The sequence below is a fragment of the Paenibacillus wenxiniae genome, from assembly GCF_039822605.1.
Classification (GTDB): Bacteria; Bacillota; Bacilli; order Paenibacillales; family Paenibacillaceae; genus Saccharibacillus; species Saccharibacillus wenxiniae.
The window spans coordinates 136,176-156,212 of the sequence record NZ_JBCGUH010000003.1 but is presented as its reverse complement, the minus strand read 5'-3'; the positions used below and the strand labels follow the sequence as shown (position 1 = coordinate 156,212).

Sequence of the window (20,037 nt, the reverse complement as noted above, 5' to 3'; positions counted from 1 at the left end):
ATGAGTGAACATGAACGGTACATTTACAGAAGCGACGGTTTCCATGACATCACCGGAGCTTGAACCTGCCATTACGTTGGAACAAGTATGCAAAAAGCGACGTGAGCATACGGTTGGCCCGATTAACTGGAGTATACCACGCGGCTATGTTACCGCTCTTGTCGGGGAGAACGGTACAGGCAAAAGCACATTAATTCATATGCTACTGCGCACACTGTACCCGGATAGCGGACGCATCACCTGGTTAGGCGAATCATGTGAAGGAGAGCTGCCGATCCATATTCGTCAACAGATTGCCTATGTCGCAGAACTACCCATGCTGGAAGAAAACCGCTCTACAGCAAAGCAAGCAGGAGCCTTTCGTTCACAGTGGTATCCGAACTGGAATCAGGGACGGTTTGAACAATTGCTGGAACAGCTTAAGGTGCCTGATGATGTACGTCTCGCAAAGCTCTCCAAAGGACAACAGCAAAAGTTTGTCTTTGCGGCTGCACTCGCCACATCGCCCAAGCTGCTCCTGCTGGATGAACCTTCATCCGGGCTTGATCCTTTTGCCTGGAAAGATATGCTGGCTGCACTGCATGGAGAGATGGAGAACGGTGACGTGACGATTCTGATCACCACGCACCGGATGGAAGAAGTCAAACGGCTGGCGGATTATGTAGCGCTTATGTATGAGGGACAAATTTGCGGCATGAAGGAAAAGGATGAGCTGTATCAGCAGTGGAAAGAAGTGTGGCTCGGTCCGGTAGACGACCAATTCGTATTGGACGATTTGCAGGAGCTGCCAGGCATACTTGATTGGGAGCGGAAGCCGGATGGCAGTGTGCGTGTGCATACATCGCAAGCAGCCGCACTTCAGCAAATTGCAGAGGAGAACGATATTCCGGTGCAGGTTAACGGTCTGGAATGGGAAGAACTGTTGAGCTGTTGGGTGAACGATTATCGAATCCATCTTGGGGAGGCGAAAGCATGAATCCATTACAGTTAAATGGAATCGTCAAACAATATGCAGGACATACCGCGGTCGATGGATTATCACTTGAAGTGGAAGCGGGGGAGATTTACGGATTACTCGGCGCCAATGGTGCCGGCAAAACGACGACGATGCGTATGGTGCTCGGTCTCATTTATCCAGATGAAGGCAGCATTTTATATGATGGTAAGCCGTATCATAGTGGCCTACAGCCTATTATGGGCTATTTGCCCGAAGAACGTGGTCTATATCCAAAGGTGAAAATTAACGATCAACTCCTGTATCTGGCTAATCTGCGTGGGATGAAAACAGCGGATGCCAAGCAAAGCTTGCGCTACTGGCTGGAGCGCTTTGATGCATTGGAATATGAAAACAAACGAATTGAAGAGCTATCCAAAGGCAATCAGCAAAAAATGGGTTTTATCGCAGCGGTCATTCATCGTCCACAAATTCTCATACTGGACGAAGCGTTTAGCGGCTTGGACCCGGTCAATGTAGAGATGCTCAAAGAAGTAGTATTGGAGCTGAGAAGTGAAGGAACTGCGATTTTATTTTCAACGCACCGGATGGAGCATGTGGAAGAGCTATGTCGCCACTTAACGATGCTGCGCCGCTCCAAGCCTGTGCTACAGGGCGATATCCGCGAGATCAAAAAGTCGTATCCACGTGAGCATGTGTTACTTCGTACACCAGCGGCGATTCCGAATCTGGAACTGCTGGAAGGCGTACAGTCGGTCGATCAGCAGGATCATGGCAGCTACCGTATCCGTATTACCCATGAAGAGGCGGCACAACGGATTTTACAGGCGGCGATTGCGCAAGGTCCTGTCGATCGTTTTGAGATTCAAGAACCAACATTAAATGAAATCTTCATTAAGGTGGTGGGTTCCTCCCATGAATAAACTCGGAGCTGTAATCGCATTCACGTATCGCAATAAGGTGAAAACAAAGTCGTTTCGTTTGACAACCTTGCTGCTTGCTCTGCTGCTCGTCGTCGGGATGAATATCCCTTATGTTATTCAGCTTTTCTCAGGTGACGATGGAGATGGTGCATTGAAGCTAGGTATCGCAACCGGTTCCTACAATGAGTTAGCACAGCAAATTAGCGAAGTATCCATGCAGGCGCAAAAACAACAGACAGAAGCAACAGCGACTCCTTCGACGGCGACAGGCAACAACAGAGCCGCAGCACAACCTCAGATCGACTGGCAAACACAGCCTCGTAGTGAGACCGAACTGAATCGTCTTATTCAAAATAAAGAGCTAGACGGTTATCTGCTGCTCAAAGCATCAGACAAGGAACCATTTCCAACGGTTACACTGGTGAGCGATAATAACGCATCCGGCGCGCAGACGTTGCTGCAAAGTGCGGCTCAGACGGTGAAGCTGCGTAGTATCGCCGCTGGACAGCTGAGTGAGCAGCAATTGCAAGAGCTAGGCAGCCCAGTGACCATCGTGCATCAGTCGCCAGATCAGCAAGGAAGTGGCAGCACAGGTGACAGTGATCGATCGTATACACGTGAAAACTTTATTCTTGTTTATATTCTGATGATTCTGTTCTTTATCTCGCTGACGATGACCGGCAATATGGTCGCCTCGGAGATTACGTCAGAAAAAAGCTCGCGTGTGATGGAAATTTTGATCACCAGTGTCGCTCCATTGACGCAGATGTTTGGCAAAATTATCGGCATCTTCCTGGTCGGTTTAACTCAGATCGCGCTGTATGCAGCCGTCTTTAGCGCCCATTTATTTTTACCTTACTATCAAGACGTGCTCGCCCAGTTCAATTTACATCTGTCCAATCTATCGTGGCAGGTCGCTGTGTTTGGCTTTATGTACTATATTCTTGGCTACTTCCTGTATTCCACGCTATATGCCGCTGTAGGTTCGATCGTGAGCCGCACAGAGGATCTTGGTCAGGCGGTATCGCTATTAACTGTATTGACACTGGCTGCATTTTATATCGGTATTTTCAGCATTTCGAGTCCAAACTCATTGATCATTCGTATTGCATCCTATGTGCCGTTCTTCGCCCCAACGACAGCACTCGTTCGGGTCGGACTTGGGACGATAGCATGGTGGGAAATTGTCATTTCTATGATAATTCTAATCATTTCCATTCTGTTCTGCGGCTGGCTCTCGACCAAAATTTATCGCACAGGCGTACTCATGTATGGCAAGCGTCCAACATGGAAAGAGCTGCGTCGAGCGATGAAGGCATACAAGATTTGAGTTTGAACATATATAGACATGAAGAGATGAAAGTATAAAGGGATGAAAATATGCTACTGGTGCTAGCGAAGCTAGGTTTTATACGCAAATTGTTTGTGCTGGGATAGATACCATTCCGGTAAGGATAAGGCGACAGACTCCAGTTTCGTACAGGAATCTATGGAGTAGGAGTGAAATGTAGATTTCCGTGCTCGGAAGAGGTACATTTTCGCAACATAAAGCACATCAGACTTTGAATATAGTCTGGTTAAGGCACGAGCTAGCACCAGCATCATGCCATACAGGATCGTGATCACTATAGCGGTGATAGTAACTGTGATCATATTTGTAACCGTAACCGTAACCGTAACCGTAACCGTAACCGTAACCGTAACCGTAACCGTAACCGTAACCGTAACCGTAACCGTAACCGTAACCGTAACCGTAACTACTTTCACCCCTTATCTTGCTCCACAAGGAGGAATCAGGATTGAAAAAGCTACCGTATCACCGTTATGTTTATCAACCTGCTAGTCATGTCCGACCTGCTGAGCCATCTGTCACGGTCTCCCGATGTCGTGTTTTTGTCCCATTTGCTGCGTTAATTTGTGCATCGACGCTGTTTTTAAGCGGATGTGCAAGTGGAGATAGGGCAGATTCATCTACCTCGCCAGCGAACGCGGTTTCGAACGATCCACCATCGGAAGCAACTTCATCACAGGAGGAATCAACGATGCCAGCAGACAACTCGAATGTACATGCCGATCCATCCAATCCTGCATTTATACAGCCCGAAGGAATTGCAGATGCATTGCTACAGGGGAAAACGAAACAGATTTATGCGCAGCTGACTCCCGATTTTCAGCAGACGCTGACAGAGCAAATGCTAGCAGATACGGTCAAGCAGTCGTTACAGGGCATCCAATCGTTTCAACCGCTAAGCAAGCCGCATACGATCAATGGCAATTGGCATTACGACTGGATTAGCGATACAGGCAAGCTTGGTCTAATGGCGATTGTGAATAAAAAAGAGCAGATTGCCGCGATGCTGCTGCAACCGATAGAGACATTTCCGGCTACCGATAACAAGACAACAAGCACAACGTATCAACTTCCATTTCAAGGCGACTGGTTCGTGTTCTGGGGTGGGCATACCGTCCTACAAAATTATCATTATGCTGTTCCAGCACAGCGCTATGCCTATGATTTCGTCCAGCTTAAAGATGGAATGTCCTATAGCGGCGATCCAAAGCTGAACCAGAGCTATCATGCCTTCGGTCAGCCTGCACTTGCACCCGCAGACGGCACAGTCATTAATGTCGTGAATAATATTGCGGACAATGAACCGGTAGGCAAAATGAATCCGGCACAACCTAGCGGCAATATGGTAATCATTCAGCATGGTGATGAATACAGCATGCTGGCACATTTGGAAAAAGGCTCGGTTACTGTACAAAAGGGAGATAAGGTAAAGCGAGGACAAGAAATTGGCAAGATCGGTAACTCCGGTAATTCCAGTGAAGCGCATCTCCATTTTCAAGTCTCCGATCAGCCGGATTTGCTGGAAGGTCAGTCGATGGCGATTCGCTGGTCGGATGGATTGCAGCCGCTTAAAGGCGACATCGTAAGCAATAAGTAAGCAGCAGTAAGAAGCAGTAAGCAGCAGTAAGCAAATAAATAACGAGTAATGAGTCCAACGAATAACGAATAGAGTACATGTACGAGTCTAACGAATCAGCCCATCTAACAACCTCAACAACTCCGATAAGTCGGGTAAGTCCCACAAGCCCAACAAGCGTAGTAAGTCCAATAAGTCCCACAAGCCCAACAAGCGTAGTAAGTCCAATAAGTTCCATCAGCCCAACAAGCGTAGTAAGTCCAATAAGTTCCATCAGCCCAACAAGCCTAGTAAGTTCCACAAGTCCCATAAGCCCAACAAGTCATAGAAAGCATCATTCACTTTATCGAATGGAGGCAACAATATGAACGGGAACAACCAACCATACAACCAGAACACAAATGTAAAGCAGGGTCAAAGCGAACGATCTCAATCGCAGCGAAGGAAACGCATGATTCGCCAATGGACATCGGTATGGATGGCACTGTTGCTGACACTTAGTATATTCACCGCTACTGTACCTGTATCAGCAGCACCGGTATCTGGGCAGCCTACAATTCATATTGATCAGAAGCAAGTAGGCTACAGTCAGGCAGTCCCTGTTATTCAGCAACAAACGACGCTTGTACCATTACGAGCGACACTGGAAGCGATGGGCGCTAAGCTGGATAACGTATCCCGCCAATCGATCACGATCAATATCGATGGCAAAAAGATCAATATTACCGACAAGCTTACCATGATTGATGGTGTGACCTATATTCCTGTTCGTACACTTGCTGAGTTAAGCGGACATACAGTCAGCTGGAGTAGCAAGGAACAGTCTATTGTGCTTGTATCAGGCACATCAACAGCGGAACGTCCGGCAAGCAGTGGCACATCCCACCCATCTCCTGATGCAGCCAGCGAGACCCAAGCTGAAGGTGGGCGCGGATTTCTGTGGGAAGTAAAGCACGGTGACAACGTAGTTGATCTGGTCGGTTCCATGCATATTGCAGACGACAGCTTCTACCCGCTGCGTAAGGAATATGAGCAGGCATTTAAAGAAGCCGACTATCTTGGTGTGGAAGTTGATATTTCTAAGGTAGGCGAGGCACAGCAGCAGCAAAGTCTAAAGCTGGGCATGTATCAGGATGGAAGTACACTCAAAGATCATATCGCTCCGGCTACCTATGCGCGGCTGGGCAAAGTATTGGAGCAGGAAAATATGAAGCCGGATGCGCTGGACGCATTCAAACCGTGGATGGTCGAGCTAACACTGGTTAATCTGCAAGCTGCAAAGTCTGGCTATGCTGCATCATCAGGCGTCGATCTGTACTTTTTGAAGCAAGCATCTGAACGCAAACTGCCTGTGATCGAGCTGGAAACGTTCGACTCCCAGCTGAATATGCTGAACGGTTTTTCCAGCGAATTACAGGAGAACAATCTAATTGCTGCGCTCGATAGTATGGGCAAACACGATCAAGCCGTGACGCTTACCGATATGGCAAACATGTGGAAGAGCGGCAATGACGAGCAATTGCTAGAAATGACTACCAACATGGCACCTGATCCTGAATATCGTCAAGCGATGCTCACCGATCGTAATATCGGGATGGCGGATAAAATCGATCATTATTTGCAGCAAGGTAGCGGTAAACGATACTTTATCGTAGTCGGTGCCGCACATTATCTCGGTCAGGATGGAATCATTCAATTATTACAAAATAAAGGGTACACGGTCACACGTAAATAACCTGCTATATTACTAGACTGCTACGTTACGATGATGTCGTGAGAAGGAACAGCATAATGAACAATTGGACGAAGAAATTATTAAAGTGGATATTGCTTGCTATAGCTACTGTAGTGGTGCTCATCATATTGTTCGTCGCGATCGTTTACACCGTGAACGCCGTAGCCAGCAAGTCCGAGCAAAAAAACATTCAACATTACGGTCAAACGGTCATGGTCGATGGCAAGCGGATGAATGTGCTTATTCAAGGGACAGGTGAGCAGACGATTGTACTGCTGCCGGGCTTTGGAACCGCATCACCTGTATTGGACTTTAAGCCGCTAATTGATCAATTAACGCCAAACTATCGGATCGTCGTCGTCGAGCCATTTGGATACGGATGGAGCGATGTGACCGACAAGCCACGTGCGGTAGACCAGATTACGAGCGAAATTCATGATGCTCTATCCCAGCTAAACATTAACAACTATGTATTGATGGGTCATTCCATTGCGGGAATCTACGGACTGGACTATGTGAATAAGTATCCGCATGAAGTGACTGCTTTTGCCGGTATCGATACGAGCGTCCCGACCCAACCGGTGGAAGCTATGGATACGCAAACGATCAGCCTGTTGGAAAAGTCCGGGTTTTACCGTTTGCTCGTAAACATGAATCCAGCTCAGATCATGACGCCGCCGGACGTAAATGAAGAGACGAAACAACAGATTAAGATGATCACGCTCCACAATATGATGAATGCCGATATTCAGAGTGAAGCTGCGCTACTTCCTGCTAATTTCAACGCAGTGCAACGTCTGCAATTTCCGGCGAATCTGCCAGTGATCTTTTTCCTCGTGAAAAATGATCCAGAAATTCAAAATTGGATTCCATTGCATGAAGAGCAGATTAAGCATTCTACCCATGCGAAGATCGTTCCGCTGGATGGCACGCATTACCTGCACTATACACAGTCGAAGGCGATGGCGGAGGAATTGACAGATTTTTTGAGTAAAGGACATAGTGAACACAGGTGAAGAAGTTGGTTTAGACATGATGCATAGAAAGATAAAGGAGAATGGAGAGTCGAACGTCAACTAGGGATAAATGCCGTTCGGCTTTTTCATTTGCAATAATGTTGGGGGGGTATCAATCACATAGGTAGAGAAGACATGTCTATTTACAAACCACGTTGCAACCCGGACGCTAATAAAAATATGAACATACAGTAACCATCCTATTGTACTCCAAATCAGAATATGCAATATTAAAAGAGACACGTTTGGTTTGCATCATCCCTGATCATTCAAGGAATGGGACAGTTCGGATATCAAAACATTCAGAGGGAGTTCTGCAATGAAAAATTGGCATCATCCACTACTGTCCCTGGTTCTTGCAGCAGGTCTGCTTGTAACCGCTACACCGGCGCTGGCATCCGCAGCCCAGCCGCTCACGGTCAAAGTCAATGATAAGAAAGTCGAGTATAGCACTGGCGTAGCCCCTACGGTTCAGCAGCAGGCTACACTCGTACCCCTGCGCTCCACACTCAAAGCGATGGGCATCACACTGTCCAGCGTATCCGGCAACCAGATTACAGCCATCTTCAATGGTAAAAGCGTCACGGTTAAAAGCAAACTGACCAAGTTGAATGGTACGGTGTACGTACCGATTCGCACCTTTGGTGATTTGACCGGATACGCGGTAAGCTGGAATGCAAAAACGCGCACGATCCAACTGACTGCACCTGTAACGGTGCCAGCGACGACGAAGCCAGTAACGACACAACCAGTAACAACACAACCAGCAGACAGCACCACGGCACCAGCAGCAGACACTACTGTACCCGCACCATCTGCTGGCGCGACACTGCCAGCAACGTCTACCACACCAGCAACCCCACCGCCTGCTACGGCAACCCCAGCACCAGCAGCAGATACCGGGGGCAAAGGCTTTATGTGGGAAGTGCAGGCGAATGGAAATACCGTCTATCTGGTCGGCTCCATGCATATCGCGAATGACAGTTTTTACCCATTGCGCAAAGAATATGATCAAGCTTTCGCTGAAGCGGATTATCTGGGCGTTGAAGTGGATATTACGAAGACGACCGATGATCATTTTTACCGACAAATCGCACAAATGGGCACGTATCAGGATGGCAGCATACTCCCTAATCATATCGCTGCGGATACATACGCCAAACTTGGCAAATTTCTAAAAGACAATGGCAAAGAACCCGACGCTCTGAACGAATTTAAACCGTGGGTAGTCGAAATGATCGTCGACTCTATGGCCTATTCTAACTCCAAATACCAGGCGGACAATGGAATTGATCTGTATTTCCTCAAGCAAGCAGCAGCACGTAAGCTACCTGTCATTGAGCTGGAATCGGATCAGTCTCAGCTGAGTATGCTGGACAACTTCTCACCGCAATTGCAGGATCTTTTGTTGTATTCTGCACTGCGCGGTTTCGAAGACTACGCGGATGGCAAAACCGATGATTCTGTCGATAAAATGGCGGAAACGTGGAAAACGGGGAATGAGGTCGAGCTGTATAACATGACAACCAGCTCCGCAGACATCCCGGAATACCACAAAGCGATGCTGGTCGATCGCAACCTCCGCATGGTGGACAAAATCGACGGCTACCTGAGAAACGGTGGCGGTAAGCAGTACTTCATCGTTGTCGGTGCAGCTCACTATCTGAGCGATGATGGTATTGTCCATCTGCTACAGAAAAAGGGTTACACGGTAGTACGTAAATAGCAATGAGTGTATAGTATTGGCTAGTTTGTAGCATGCTAGGGTATACAAATAACGCACTGTAAAATATGATTTGCCAAAGCAAAATATGTTACTGCTTAAGTGTTAGTGATTTTCTAACACGAGGTTCAATGAAAAAGGATTTTTGCAAAGCAAAATATGTTACTGCTTAAGCGTTAGCGATTTCCTAACACGAGGTGCAATGAAAAAGGATTTTTGCAAAGCAAAATATGTTACTGCTTAAGTGTTAGCGATTTCCTAACACGAGGTGCAATGAAAAAGGATTTTTGCCAAAGCAAAATATGTTACTGCTTAAGCGTTAGTGATCTCCTAACACGAGGTGCAATGAAAAAGGATTTTTGCCAAAGCAAAATATGTTACTGCTTAAGTGTTAGCGATTTCCTAACACGAGGTGCAATGAAAAAGGATTTTTGCCAAAGCAAAATATGTTACTGCTTAAGCGTTAGCGATTTCCTAACACGGGGTCAAATGAGAAGTGATTTTTACAAAGCAAAATATGTTACTGTTCCACCCTACGAGTCCGTACCTACCAGACTTCGATACGACTGCCCGCAAGCGACAAACGTGATCACCAAAACCGCCTGTGCTCTCATCGAGTACAGGCTTTTTTTGACCTACGATCTGAGCCAGTTGTTCCGATGGTAAACATCATGGGCAATTTTGCATGTACGATGCTAATTTAGATATGGTTCAGGGTGTGTATGCAAACTCGTATACATGCCCTAAACAGCATGGAACGGAGCACGTCCCCTGTATTCTTTGCCTGAATAGTGTACGCCCTGATAAAAATAGCTTGCGCACATGCGCCAGAATGATTTTACATGGTGGTTATTCCACGGTCAGACAGATACAATAGAATGAGTAAAATGGGCTGAATACTACTGGTCTAATCATATGCTGTATAGCATAAATCAGTTATAAATCAGGCTGAGATGTATAACGATAACAGATGAGAAGGTACTTCAAAACAATATCAAAACAACACACAACAACACACAACAACATACAACAAAATGAAGCAACGGAGATACCATCGTATTTTATTATGTAATGTATAGGGAGAATGAACGTGTACCAGACTACAGCCAAAACGTTGAAGCGGCAGACGTATGAGCGGATTACTGCGCAGGATGACGTTTCCAAGCTTGAATTAATGAAAGATATTGATATTACGAGCAGCAGTTTGAATCGGGTGCTGGATGAATTGCTGCATGAAGGCTGGATTGTTGAATCCGGTTTAGGTCAATCGACTGGAGGACGAAAGCCTGTTCTATACCGAATGAATGCGCATAATCGGTATATTTTCGGATTGGATATTTCGCGGGTCTATTCGGTGCTCGGTTTGTATGATCTGCGGATGAACACATTGTATTCGCATCGTTGGTCGATGGATGAACGAATGACACCGGAGAAGCTAGTGGAAGAAGTCGGTCAGCAGATTCAACAGGTGCTCGCTGAGCGGCATATGAGTCGCCGCCGTATTCTCGGTATTGGCGTCGGTGCGGTGGGACCACTAGATCATGAGACCGGGATGATCCATCGTCCGATCTATTTTAATGCTAAAGGCTGGCAGCAGGTGCCGATCTGCCGCTTGCTCACAGAGCGTACAGAGTTGCCTGCGCTGCTGGATAACGGCACGAATACCGCTTTACTGGGCGAACACTGGGCGATGCGTGAAGACGATGCCCGTCATGTACTGTATGTGAATGCAGGAATGGGGATTCGATCAGCGTATTTATCGGATGGAAGGCTAATGCGTGGAGCGATGGATAAGGAAGGCGCGGTTGGACAAATGATCGTAGCTGCTGGAGGAGCAAGACTGCATGACCAGGGAAACTATGGTGCACTGGAAGCGTATGCGTCGATTCAAGCGCTGGAGCAGCAGGCACGGCAGCATAGCCGCATGGGTCTGGACGGGATAGCTATCCGATCGGAAAGTGAGAATCACCACGTTGGATCGATCGATATGCTCGATTGGGAACGGATTACGACTGCTTTGCAGCAGGGGGATACGACACTACAGGAGATGTTTCATCGTTCGGCAGGCTATATGGGAATTGGGCTGGCTAATTTGGTCAATACGTTGCAGCCAGAACGCGTTATTCTAGGAGGGGCGTTAATTCAAGCTGCTCCAGGCTACTACGATACAGCTGTCCATGTGGCGCAGCAGCAAATTTATGGTGAGCCTGCAACGTATCCACAATTTTCACGTGGGTATTTGCAGGAGCGTGCAGCATCGGTAGGCGCTGCGGTTATGGTGCTGGAACGGATGGACATGTGACTGCGCCTTATAATGTAAACATGTAAAGACGTAGATTAAAATGGTACAGAGCATGTAGTTAGCCTGTCATCAGATGGCGTTCTCTGTACGTGCGCGCATGGAAATACACAACGTGCATTACACTGATTGTGAGCGCAGTGCTGTGCTTCTAAGGGATCGCGTTTCGTGAATATCGTATGTTACTGTGGGGGACGATGCTGTAGTGAATGTCTGCCAATAGCCGCTACTCATGCAGTTATGATGCTGCATGAGTAGCGGCTATTGGGATTGGTGTATAGGTCAGCAAATGGATATTAGGATTCGAATTTAGCTCCATAGGCAGTAATTGCTTTTTTGTAGATGTTCAGTTCAGACATACCTGCATCGATTTTCTGATTCGCTTTATTCAGTATCGACAGTTGAAGCTTCGGACTGGACACATACTTTTTGAACAGTGTCATCCCTTCCAGATGTAAGGAGACCGCTTTGATATAATGGGTATGAATTTTGGCGAGCTGCACGCTTTCCGGCTTAATTTGTTTTAGACTGGCAAGGAATTTGGTGTAGTTCGGAATCACCGTATAGGTCAGTGCCGAATAGGCTTGTTTGCGGTTGGATGAAGTTACATAACGGAATTTGTTATACGTGTCGATCGCCTTATCTTCATATACTGCAATACGATCCAATTGATCGGCATAAGCAATCATCGCTTCAGCTTCGGCGAGTAGTGCAGGATCGATTTCTGACAGATCATCTTCGCCTGTCGTGACGTCTGGATCGGTAGCGGTCTCATCGCTCGCAGGTGGCTGAACGGTAGCGTCCGGGCTAGTCGTCGTTGTGGTTGCATCGGTCGAGGCTGCCTGTGCATAAGGGACAATCGCTGGTGTCGTCAAGCCAAGTACAACCGTTAGCGCGAGCAGGAGAGAAAGTTTCTTTTTCATGTGAATAAGCTCCTTTTATGTAAATAAAATAGTTACCTTATGTTGATCCGGATTCTGATCCAGTCATGGATCGGTGAATCCTAGCTGGGTGAATGACGGATCGGTACATCCAAGATTCGTAATTCTAAGATCCGTAATTCTAAGATCCGTAATTCGCGGATTAGCCAGTGATATAGCTGATAGGGTCTGCACAGCAGCGAATACAAATAAATTCATCTTGCCTTTACTTTATATGAATCGTTCGTATTCGCTGCTGTCCGATCACCTATCCCATCCAAGCTTTGTTGCTGTACAAGAGGCTTACACAAAATCGTCCAGTGAGGTTGTCGGAGTGATGTCTGTACTTGAAGAATCTCCTTCATAACTTTCATCATCCTCATAGCTTCCATCATCTTCATAACTCTCATCGTTCTCGTATTCATACAACGGTTCGAAGCGAACTTGATATTGATCCATATCGCTATAATATTGCTCAACGAGTGTGTTACCTGTAGTCAGCAGCGCTTGCGCTTTTTTCAGCAGTACTTTATTCATTTGAGTAGAGGATACATACTTTTTGTACAGTTTAAAAGCTTCCAGCTCCGCAGAAGCCCCTTTGACATACTGGGCATGAATTTTGGCAAGCTCGGCATTTTGCGGCTTGATCTGCTTTAATCCGGCGACAAACTTAATATAGTTTGGAATCACCGTGTAGGTCATCATTTGATATTCCTGCTTGCGATTAGCAGAGCTTACATATTCATTCGTATTATACGTTGCCCATGCTTTGTCCGAATAGTCCAATAATGAACCAAGCTCACCAAGATACGTATCGAACTGGTAGAACTCATCCAGTAATGCAGGATCGATATCATCCAGCGAACTGTCATCCCCATACGTATCGCCCTCTACATCGCCTTCCGTAGCCCCATCCTCACTCAAATCCATCGTGTACGTTCCATCCGGCGTGTTATCGCTGGAAGCTGCGAAAATCGGTGTCACAGGCATGGCGGCACTTCCGACAAATACAGCGGTCATCGTGAGCGTAAGCCATAGTTTTCTCATGATCATAACCCCTCTGCTCTGTATTGAATAGATTTTTGTTCAATTTAACATGGCATGTAAATAAAAGAAAGGATAAAAAAGTGACAAATCCTAGTTAATGGCATTTAAAACGAGCAATACAGCAAATAGGTTCAATCGTCTTATTTTCGTCTTTGATCGATTCTACCTACTCTATATATACCCAGGAAGAAAGGCCTGCTACCGCTATGAAGACCGATCATTTTACATGATGTATTCACGGATTGCGTATTCCGATTGAAGGTTAAAAGGTAATAAGCACCTAACTATCTTATATGGAACGAGGCGATACGACGTGACATCAACTTATGATCTGATCGTAATTGGAACCGGAAGTGCAGGAGCTTCTGCCGCGCAGCTTTGTCGTCAGCAAGGCTGGGAAGTCGCTATTATCGATGAACGGGAATATGGCGGAACCTGCGCCCTGCGCGGCTGCGATCCGAAAAAAGTGCTGGTTGGCGCTACCGATCTGGTTGAACGAACTGCACGTATGCGTGGCAAAGGTATACATGAAACTGCAACGATCGATTGGTCGGATCTGATGGCCTTTAAACGTACTTTTACCGAGCCAATGCCTGAAGCACATGAGCAGAAGTTACAGGAGGCAGGTATTCATACATTACATGGACAGGCCCATTTTACAGGTAAGCAGACGATTGAATTGAACGGACAGCAGCTCACCGGACGCCACATTCTGATTGCAACCGGAGCAGAGCCTACGCCGTTATCGATTCCGGGCGAGCAGTATATGACGAATAGCGATGGATTTTTAGGATTGGAGCATTTGCCAAAACAGATCGTCTTTGTCGGTGGTGGTTATATTTCGTTTGAATTTGCTCATATTGCTGCTCGTGCCGGGGCGAAGGTGCATATTTTGCATAGTAGTGATCGTCCGCTGACAGGCTTTGATCCTGAACAGGTGGAGGCACTGGTCGAATGCTCCAGAAAGGCAGGAATCGAAATTCATCTGAACGTAGAACTGGAATCGATTGAGTCCTTGCAGGCAGAAGCGGCATCAAGCGATACGGTTGTTGCCGCTTCGGACTCGACTTCAAGCGCTGAGCCGCATCAACCACGTTACCGGGTTAGCATCCGTTCTAAACAAGATCAGGACGGACAATCCAGCGCATCAGAGTCATGGCATCTCGAATGTGGACTGATCGTACACGGCGCTGGACGCAGACCGAATATTTATCACCTGGAGCTGGAACAAGGCGAAGTTCAATCCGAGAAAAAAGGTATTACCGTTAACGAGTATTTACAAAGTGTGAGCAATCCGCATGTGTATGCAGCTGGAGATTGCGCGGCATCGCCTGGACTTCCGTTAACGCCAATCGCTGGTCTGGAAGGGAAAATAGCGGCTCATAATATGCTACATGGCCATTCGCAAAAAGCCGAATATGCAGAGATTCCAAGTGTCGCTTTCACGATGCCACGCTTAGCTACCGTCGGCATATCCGAGCAGAACGCACTCAAGTTAGGCGAGCAGGTGAGCATCCAAACTTACGATATGTCCTCCTGGTATACGTACAAGCATACAGGTGAAGAAAAGGCGCTGGCTAAGATTATTTTGGACAAGCAAAAGCGCACTGTACTGGGTGCCCATCTGCTGAGCAGTGAAGCAGATGAACTGATTAATCATTTTGCGGTGGCGATTCGTCTTGGCTTGACGATTGACCAGCTCAAAAGTGTCATTTACGCGTATCCGACCGCTGCTTCTGATATTAGCTATATGCTGGATCTGGACAGCGATAAGGAATAATTGACGTACAATGGATCGGTGCAGCAGTCTGTATAGAAATCATGTTAGACCTTTATACAGAACTGAATATACAGGAACTCGTAGCTTATCTCAGATAAATTTAGGGAATACGTATTTAATAATCGCTTGCTGATGAATACTTGCAGGTAGGTTCAAACCTGATTTTTATTTAAGACATCCTACTAGTTATAAATAATAGCTATAACTAGTAGCTATACGTACTGGCTGTAAATAATAGTTACGACTACCCGCAACAAATCATAAATCCACTACGAAATACTCTACGATGCAATATTAAATAACCCAAAAGCCCACCTTGCGCTGAATCCAGCAAGATGGGCTTTTGGTACGACCTAACTTTTATTTACCGCTCGAACGTGTACGGCGGCTATTCATACGATTTAACAAAATACCAAGTGCAACGAGAGAAGCGCCTGCGATCCAGAATGGTGCATTGCTATCTTCACCTGTCTTCGGCAGCATCGGTACAGATGGATGCTTCACCGGAGTTGAAGGTTCGGACGGTACAGTCGTTCCCTGTGGGATCGGATCATCAGGGATCGGAATGTCTGGTGTCGTCTCTGGCGGTGTTGTTCCCTGTGGTACAGGATCATCCGTGATCGGAATATCTGGTTCTGGTGTCGTCGTCTCAGCTGTTGGTGGAACAGACGGCTGATCTGGAGTCACCGTACCCTGTGGTACAGGATCATCGTTGATTGGAATTGTTGTTTCTGGTGTTGTCGTTCCAGGTGTTGGATTGCTCGGATTACCTGGCGTCGTTGATGTTGATGGGCGATCCTTATCCGGCTTGGACGGCGTTGGTGTTACCGGTGTCGTCGTGCCTGGTGTAGGAGTCGGTGTTGGTGTAACTGGTGTTTTCGTATTCTTCAGTGTGATGACGAGTCCGTTTGCTGTTTGCTGATTCGTAGCATCAATCGTAATCGAATGCACGGTAGAATCGAGCACATAGCCCTGTGGAGCTGTAATTTCTTGCAGATTGTACGTGCCATATGGCAGTTGACCAAACAGCGCCTGTCCCTTTGCATCCGTTGTGACAACGATCGGTGCATTAGCGCCTGCTGCGTCCTGCAACTGGAATACGGCACCAGCCAGCACGATGGAAGCATCTGCGCTATCGACTTTGTTCACAAGCAGACTGCCTACAAGAGGTGGTGTTTTCGTATTCTTCAGTGTGATAACGAGTCCACTTGCTGTTTGCTGATTCGTAGCATCAATCGTAATCGAATGCACGGTAGAATCGAGCACATAGCCCTGTGGAGCTGTAATTTCTTGCAGATTGTACGTGCCATATGGCAGTTGACCAAACAGCGCCTGTCCCTTTGCATCCGTTGTGACAACGATCGGTGCATTAGCGCCTGCTGCATCCTGCAACTGGAATACGGCACCAGCCAGCACGATGGAAGCGTCCGCGCTATCGACTTTGTTCACAAGCAGACTGCCTACGACAGGTGGAGCTTTTGTATTGGTCAGTGTGATCGAAGCTACGTTGCCTCCTTGCTGATTCGCTGCATTGATCGTAACCGAATGTACGGTTGGATCAAGCACATAACCTGCTGGAGCCGTAACCTCCTTCAAATTATACGTGCCGTACAGCAACTGGGTGAACAGGATACGTCCCTGTGCATCGGTTTTCAGCGTAATCGGCGAACGTAAACCTAACGTATCTTGCAGCTGGAATACGGCACCAGCCAGCGAGATCGAAGCATCTGCGCTATCGACTTTGTGCAGGACCAGGTTACCGACAGCGCCGGAGCCTGTACCGCTTGCTGAAGAGCTACGTACGATAATTTCTTTGTTCGTTTGCACCGTTCCGGTCGTAATGCCATTACCGGTGAATTTCACACTATTGCTCACTTTATCGCGATCACCCGCCGTGATCAATGTAGCGTAATCGAGAATATAAGCGGATTGAATCGGTTTGTTAAACGATAGTTCGAATTTCTCCGGTGTGCCTGGAATAACAGACAACTTATAGTCTGTACCTTGAACCGCTTCTGTACCACGTTTCAATGTGCCATCTGTACCTACAGTCGCATTGTACAAATGGAACGAATCGGTCAGCAAAATCTGGTTTGGTGTCGGGGTATCAATAATTTTGGCATTTTCAACATACGATTGGCCGCGGTTAATATTGATCGTCCAATTGATGTTGTTCCCTTTTTGCTCACCTGATTTGTTAACATACTCGCCACCATTCGGAATACTCACATTGGCTGCCCACGGATAGTCGCCTTCATTTCCTTTGAGCACTGCTGCATTGTGCACGCTTTTCGGAATGACCTGTCCAGTCAATGTCGTTTTGAAAGTGATCCAGTATGCCGAGTTAATTGGCTTGGCAAAGTTGATTTGCAGTGTACCACCATTTGCTCCATTCGGTGGAGTCGTGACGGTATAATCTGCTGGATTCACCGGCGCGCTTTGCTCTACGCCATTCCACCAGCCGAGTAGTGTCATATTCGATACACTGAGTGAGCCAGGAACATAACTCTGTCCTGCTTCAATCGTATCGGTTAATACAGCATTCGTTAATTTCTTGTTGTTGTAGTTCGCTTTGATCGTCCATGTGATCTCTTTAGTGACCGCATTGTAGGTTCCGTCTTTGGAACCGTTGTTTACAGTCAGATCATCCGGCCAGAAGCGAGCTTCAGACGGGATTGTACGATAGCTACCATTTTCCTGCCAGTATAGTGCAGCGATGTTCTGGTACGATACTTCAGATTTGTTCTTTTTCCAATCCGCATCGAAAGTCGTGCGATACGTAATCGTAAGCGGCTCGCTAGGCGATTGGAGGAACGTGATGCGGAAGCCTGCACGCGCATCATTAACGGTAACGGTATACAGCGATGAAGGATAATCGCTACCGTTTGAACGAGTGATCTTCAATGTGTCTGGCAAGAACTCCAGACCACCATTTGGAAACTGATCATCGATCATTGCATTTTGCAGAGCCTGTCCCTGATTATCAAAAGCCAGCTTCCATGTCGCATCTTTGCGAATATAGTTCGCATCACTTAACGTTTTGACAAATGACAAGCCTTTCAGCGGTTGACTTGCAGACGCGCTCGTATTGCCTGCTGTCACTGTATTTTTAACGGTGTCGCTTTGAACAATTTGCCCTACTGGTGCTGTACTATACTTGATCGTATAGACCGTTTGGACATCTTTGTTAAATTGAAGATCAAAGCCAGCAGTACCGTTTTGCGCTGCTACGGTAGTCAACGTATAGTCTGTACCTTCGGTCAGCACATTTTTATTGCTGTCGTATACTTTTAAGGAACCTGCTACAAGCTGTTGCGAGCTATTGAAGCGGTCTTTCAAAATCGCCTGACTTTGCGGAATCGATTGGCTGTTCAGATTGTAACCGATCGACCAGTTAATCGTTCCTGTAGCCGAGTCATAGCTATCGACTTTTTTGCTCAAAAATTGCTGTTGCACCGTAACCTGTGCATTTGCTGTAGCGCTGCCGCTACTCGTGCTGAGACTGGCTGTGTTTTTGAATACCGTCTGTGCGTTATCGGTAATGGAAGTTACATAGATGACACGATACGCAGAACGGGTGGAGCTATCAAACGACAACTTGAACTGGCTATCGTCTGCGGTCAATGTGTAGCCTGAGCTAAGCTGCGAACCTTGACTCGTACTACCATCGACTTTCACATTCAGTGTGTACACTTGAATGCTTGATGGATCAAGCTTGAGTCCAGCCAGCATCGGATCGTTCAGTACGGCATTGTCGAGTTTCTCACCTGTCGTATTCAGATCGATCGTCCAGCGAATTTTGCCGCCGCTAATGGCAGCACCTTTTTTGCTGATCGTGTTGCCTTTAGCTGGCTTGAGATAGATAACGATCACTTCAGAGCTATCACCGAGTGGCACTGGAATCTTCACTTCGGTGCTGCCGCTTACCGTTTGCTTGCTCAGCGCAGTGCGGAATTGCATCGTACCGTGAATGTCGGAGTAGCGTTCAATCGTTGAATTGAATGTCACGGTCACATGACCGCTTTGTGTAGCATCGAAGCTACCTACGGATTGACCTCCGAAATCGAGTGATACATTGTTAATATCGTTGTAAAGCGTGAAATTGGAAGGCAGATCGAATTCGAATGTCGATCCTGCTTTGTAAGAGCCGTCTTCCGGTAAAGACCATTTGTAGTTCAGATTAATCGGTGCATCCGGGTCAATGGCAGCTCCTGAACCATCCCCTTTAATGACATTGCCATTCGCGTCCGTCAAAAAGGCATCGGTTAAAATGCTTTTCTTCGCTGCTGGCGTAGTCGATTGCGCCGCAGCCGCCGGTATAGATGGATCAGTCGTCGATGATCCGTCGGTTTTGCCTGGCGTTGGTGTGGGCCCGCCATTTCCATACGTGTCTGATTGAACAGTCGGTGTAGAAGCATCTGGTGCTGGTGAACTGGAGTCGTTCGCCGTCGTAGGTGTGGACATGTTGTTGTCGGCATACGTTAGCGTAGGTGTGATTGTACCGGTCATCAATAGAATGACAGTGATCATTAATACACTAACTTTCTTAAATAGGTGCATACAAAACCCCTTTCTTATGTAGTTAATAGATGGTGGTAGTCAGCTCGAAGTATTCTTTCCGTCTGCTAATCACTACGACTTATAGCGCTAACAGGAAATTGGAATCGATGTAGTAACTATCTATTTACTTGCAACTATGCAATGAATAAATA

General features: G+C 46.9%; 13 protein-coding genes. 10 read left to right on the top strand and 3 right to left on the bottom strand.

Going from position 1 to position 20,037, the window contains the following annotated elements; genetic code table 11:
- Nucleotides 1–10 precede the first annotated feature (10 nt).
- From AAHF22_RS06770 to AAHF22_RS06730, 9 genes are all read left to right on the top strand, one after another.
- Entirely contained in the window at nt 11–976 is a 966-nt protein-coding gene (locus AAHF22_RS06770) for an ABC transporter ATP-binding protein (RefSeq protein WP_347324232.1), read from the top strand.
- Complete coding sequence (locus AAHF22_RS06765) at nt 973–1,878, top strand: ABC transporter ATP-binding protein (protein ID WP_347324231.1); 906 nt, start codon at nt 973–975, stop codon at nt 1,876–1,878. Before AAHF22_RS06770 ends, AAHF22_RS06765 begins: the two co-directional genes overlap by 4 nt.
- A complete protein-coding gene (locus tag AAHF22_RS06760) occupies nt 1,871–3,208 on the top strand; it encodes an ABC transporter permease (RefSeq protein WP_347324230.1) in 1,338 nt (445 codons plus the stop codon). The genes AAHF22_RS06765 and AAHF22_RS06760 overlap by 8 nt, the downstream gene beginning before the upstream one ends.
- A gap of 315 nt (nt 3,209–3,523) precedes the next feature.
- Nucleotides 3,524–3,721 carry a hypothetical protein gene (locus AAHF22_RS06755; protein ID WP_347324229.1) on the top strand — a complete coding sequence of 66 codons (198 nt, stop codon included), beginning with the start codon at nt 3,524–3,526 and terminating at the stop codon, nt 3,719–3,721.
- Nucleotides 3,722–3,920: 199 nt separating this feature from the next.
- Nucleotides 3,921–4,826 carry a M23 family metallopeptidase gene (locus AAHF22_RS06750; RefSeq protein WP_347324228.1) on the top strand — a complete coding sequence of 302 codons (906 nt, stop codon included), beginning with the start codon at nt 3,921–3,923 and terminating at the stop codon, nt 4,824–4,826.
- Nucleotides 4,827–5,169: 343 nt separating this feature from the next.
- On the top strand, nt 5,170–6,540 hold the full coding sequence (locus AAHF22_RS06745) for a TraB/GumN family protein (RefSeq protein ID WP_347324227.1): 1,371 nt from the start codon (nt 5,170–5,172) through the stop codon (nt 6,538–6,540).
- A gap of 56 nt (nt 6,541–6,596) precedes the next feature.
- On the top strand, nt 6,597–7,556 hold the full coding sequence (locus tag AAHF22_RS06740) for an alpha/beta fold hydrolase (protein WP_347324226.1): 960 nt from the start codon (nt 6,597–6,599) through the stop codon (nt 7,554–7,556).
- 319 nt (nt 7,557–7,875) lie between these two features.
- Nucleotides 7,876–9,282 (top strand): TraB/GumN family protein, encoded by a 1,407-nt coding sequence (locus AAHF22_RS06735; protein WP_347324225.1) that lies wholly within the window; start codon nt 7,876–7,878, stop codon nt 9,280–9,282.
- 1,081 nt (nt 9,283–10,363) lie between these two features.
- Nucleotides 10,364–11,581, top strand: coding sequence for an ROK family protein (locus AAHF22_RS06730; protein WP_347324224.1), 1,218 nt, complete (start codon nt 10,364–10,366; stop codon nt 11,579–11,581).
- Between the two features lie 293 nt (nt 11,582–11,874).
- Here the strand turns inward: AAHF22_RS06730 and AAHF22_RS06725 are convergent, their stop codons facing one another.
- Together AAHF22_RS06725 and AAHF22_RS06720 are read right to left on the bottom strand one after the other, a co-directional pair.
- Complete coding sequence (locus AAHF22_RS06725; protein ID WP_347324223.1) at nt 11,875–12,501, bottom strand: hypothetical protein; 627 nt, start codon at nt 12,499–12,501, stop codon at nt 11,875–11,877.
- A 300-nt stretch (nt 12,502–12,801) separates the two neighbouring features.
- Nucleotides 12,802–13,545 carry a hypothetical protein gene (locus AAHF22_RS06720; protein WP_347324222.1) on the bottom strand — a complete coding sequence of 248 codons (744 nt, stop codon included), beginning with the start codon at nt 13,543–13,545 and terminating at the stop codon, nt 12,802–12,804.
- Nucleotides 13,546–13,858: 313 nt separating this feature from the next.
- On the opposite strand from AAHF22_RS06720, the gene AAHF22_RS06715 reads away from it, so the two are divergent.
- Nucleotides 13,859–15,325 carry a dihydrolipoyl dehydrogenase family protein gene (locus tag AAHF22_RS06715; protein WP_347324221.1) on the top strand — a complete coding sequence of 489 codons (1,467 nt, stop codon included), beginning with the start codon at nt 13,859–13,861 and terminating at the stop codon, nt 15,323–15,325.
- Between the two features lie 360 nt (nt 15,326–15,685).
- On the opposite strand, the gene AAHF22_RS06710 is transcribed toward AAHF22_RS06715, so the two are convergent.
- The gene (locus AAHF22_RS06710) at nt 15,686–19,885 is read right to left on the bottom strand and encodes a collagen binding domain-containing protein (RefSeq protein WP_347324220.1); all 4,200 of its coding nucleotides are present in this window, start codon (nt 19,883–19,885) and stop codon (nt 15,686–15,688) included.
- Nucleotides 19,886–20,037 lie beyond the last annotated feature (152 nt).

Bases quoted from the DNA above. Each gene is read 5' to 3' on its own strand.
- AAHF22_RS06770 (WP_347324232.1), top strand. From the start codon at position 11: ATGAACGGTACATTTACAGAAGCGACGGTTTCCATGACATCACCGGAG.
- AAHF22_RS06765 (WP_347324231.1), top strand. From the start codon at position 973: ATGAATCCATTACAGTTAAATGGAATCGTCAAACAATATGCAGGACAT.
- AAHF22_RS06760 (WP_347324230.1), top strand. From the start codon at position 1,871: ATGAATAAACTCGGAGCTGTAATCGCATTCACGTATCGCAATAAGGTG.
- AAHF22_RS06750 (WP_347324228.1), top strand. From the start codon at position 3,921: ATGCCAGCAGACAACTCGAATGTACATGCCGATCCATCCAATCCTGCA.
- AAHF22_RS06745 (WP_347324227.1), top strand. From the start codon at position 5,170: ATGAACGGGAACAACCAACCATACAACCAGAACACAAATGTAAAGCAG.
- AAHF22_RS06740 (WP_347324226.1), top strand. From the start codon at position 6,597: ATGAACAATTGGACGAAGAAATTATTAAAGTGGATATTGCTTGCTATA.
- AAHF22_RS06735 (WP_347324225.1), top strand. From the start codon at position 7,876: ATGAAAAATTGGCATCATCCACTACTGTCCCTGGTTCTTGCAGCAGGT.
- AAHF22_RS06730 (WP_347324224.1), top strand. From the start codon at position 10,364: ATGAACGTGTACCAGACTACAGCCAAAACGTTGAAGCGGCAGACGTAT.
- AAHF22_RS06725 (WP_347324223.1), bottom strand. From the start codon at position 12,501: ATGAAAAAGAAACTTTCTCTCCTGCTCGCGCTAACGGTTGTACTTGGC.
- AAHF22_RS06720 (WP_347324222.1), bottom strand. From the start codon at position 13,545: ATGAGAAAACTATGGCTTACGCTCACGATGACCGCTGTATTTGTCGGA.
- AAHF22_RS06710 (WP_347324220.1), bottom strand. From the start codon at position 19,885: ATGCACCTATTTAAGAAAGTTAGTGTATTAATGATCACTGTCATTCTA.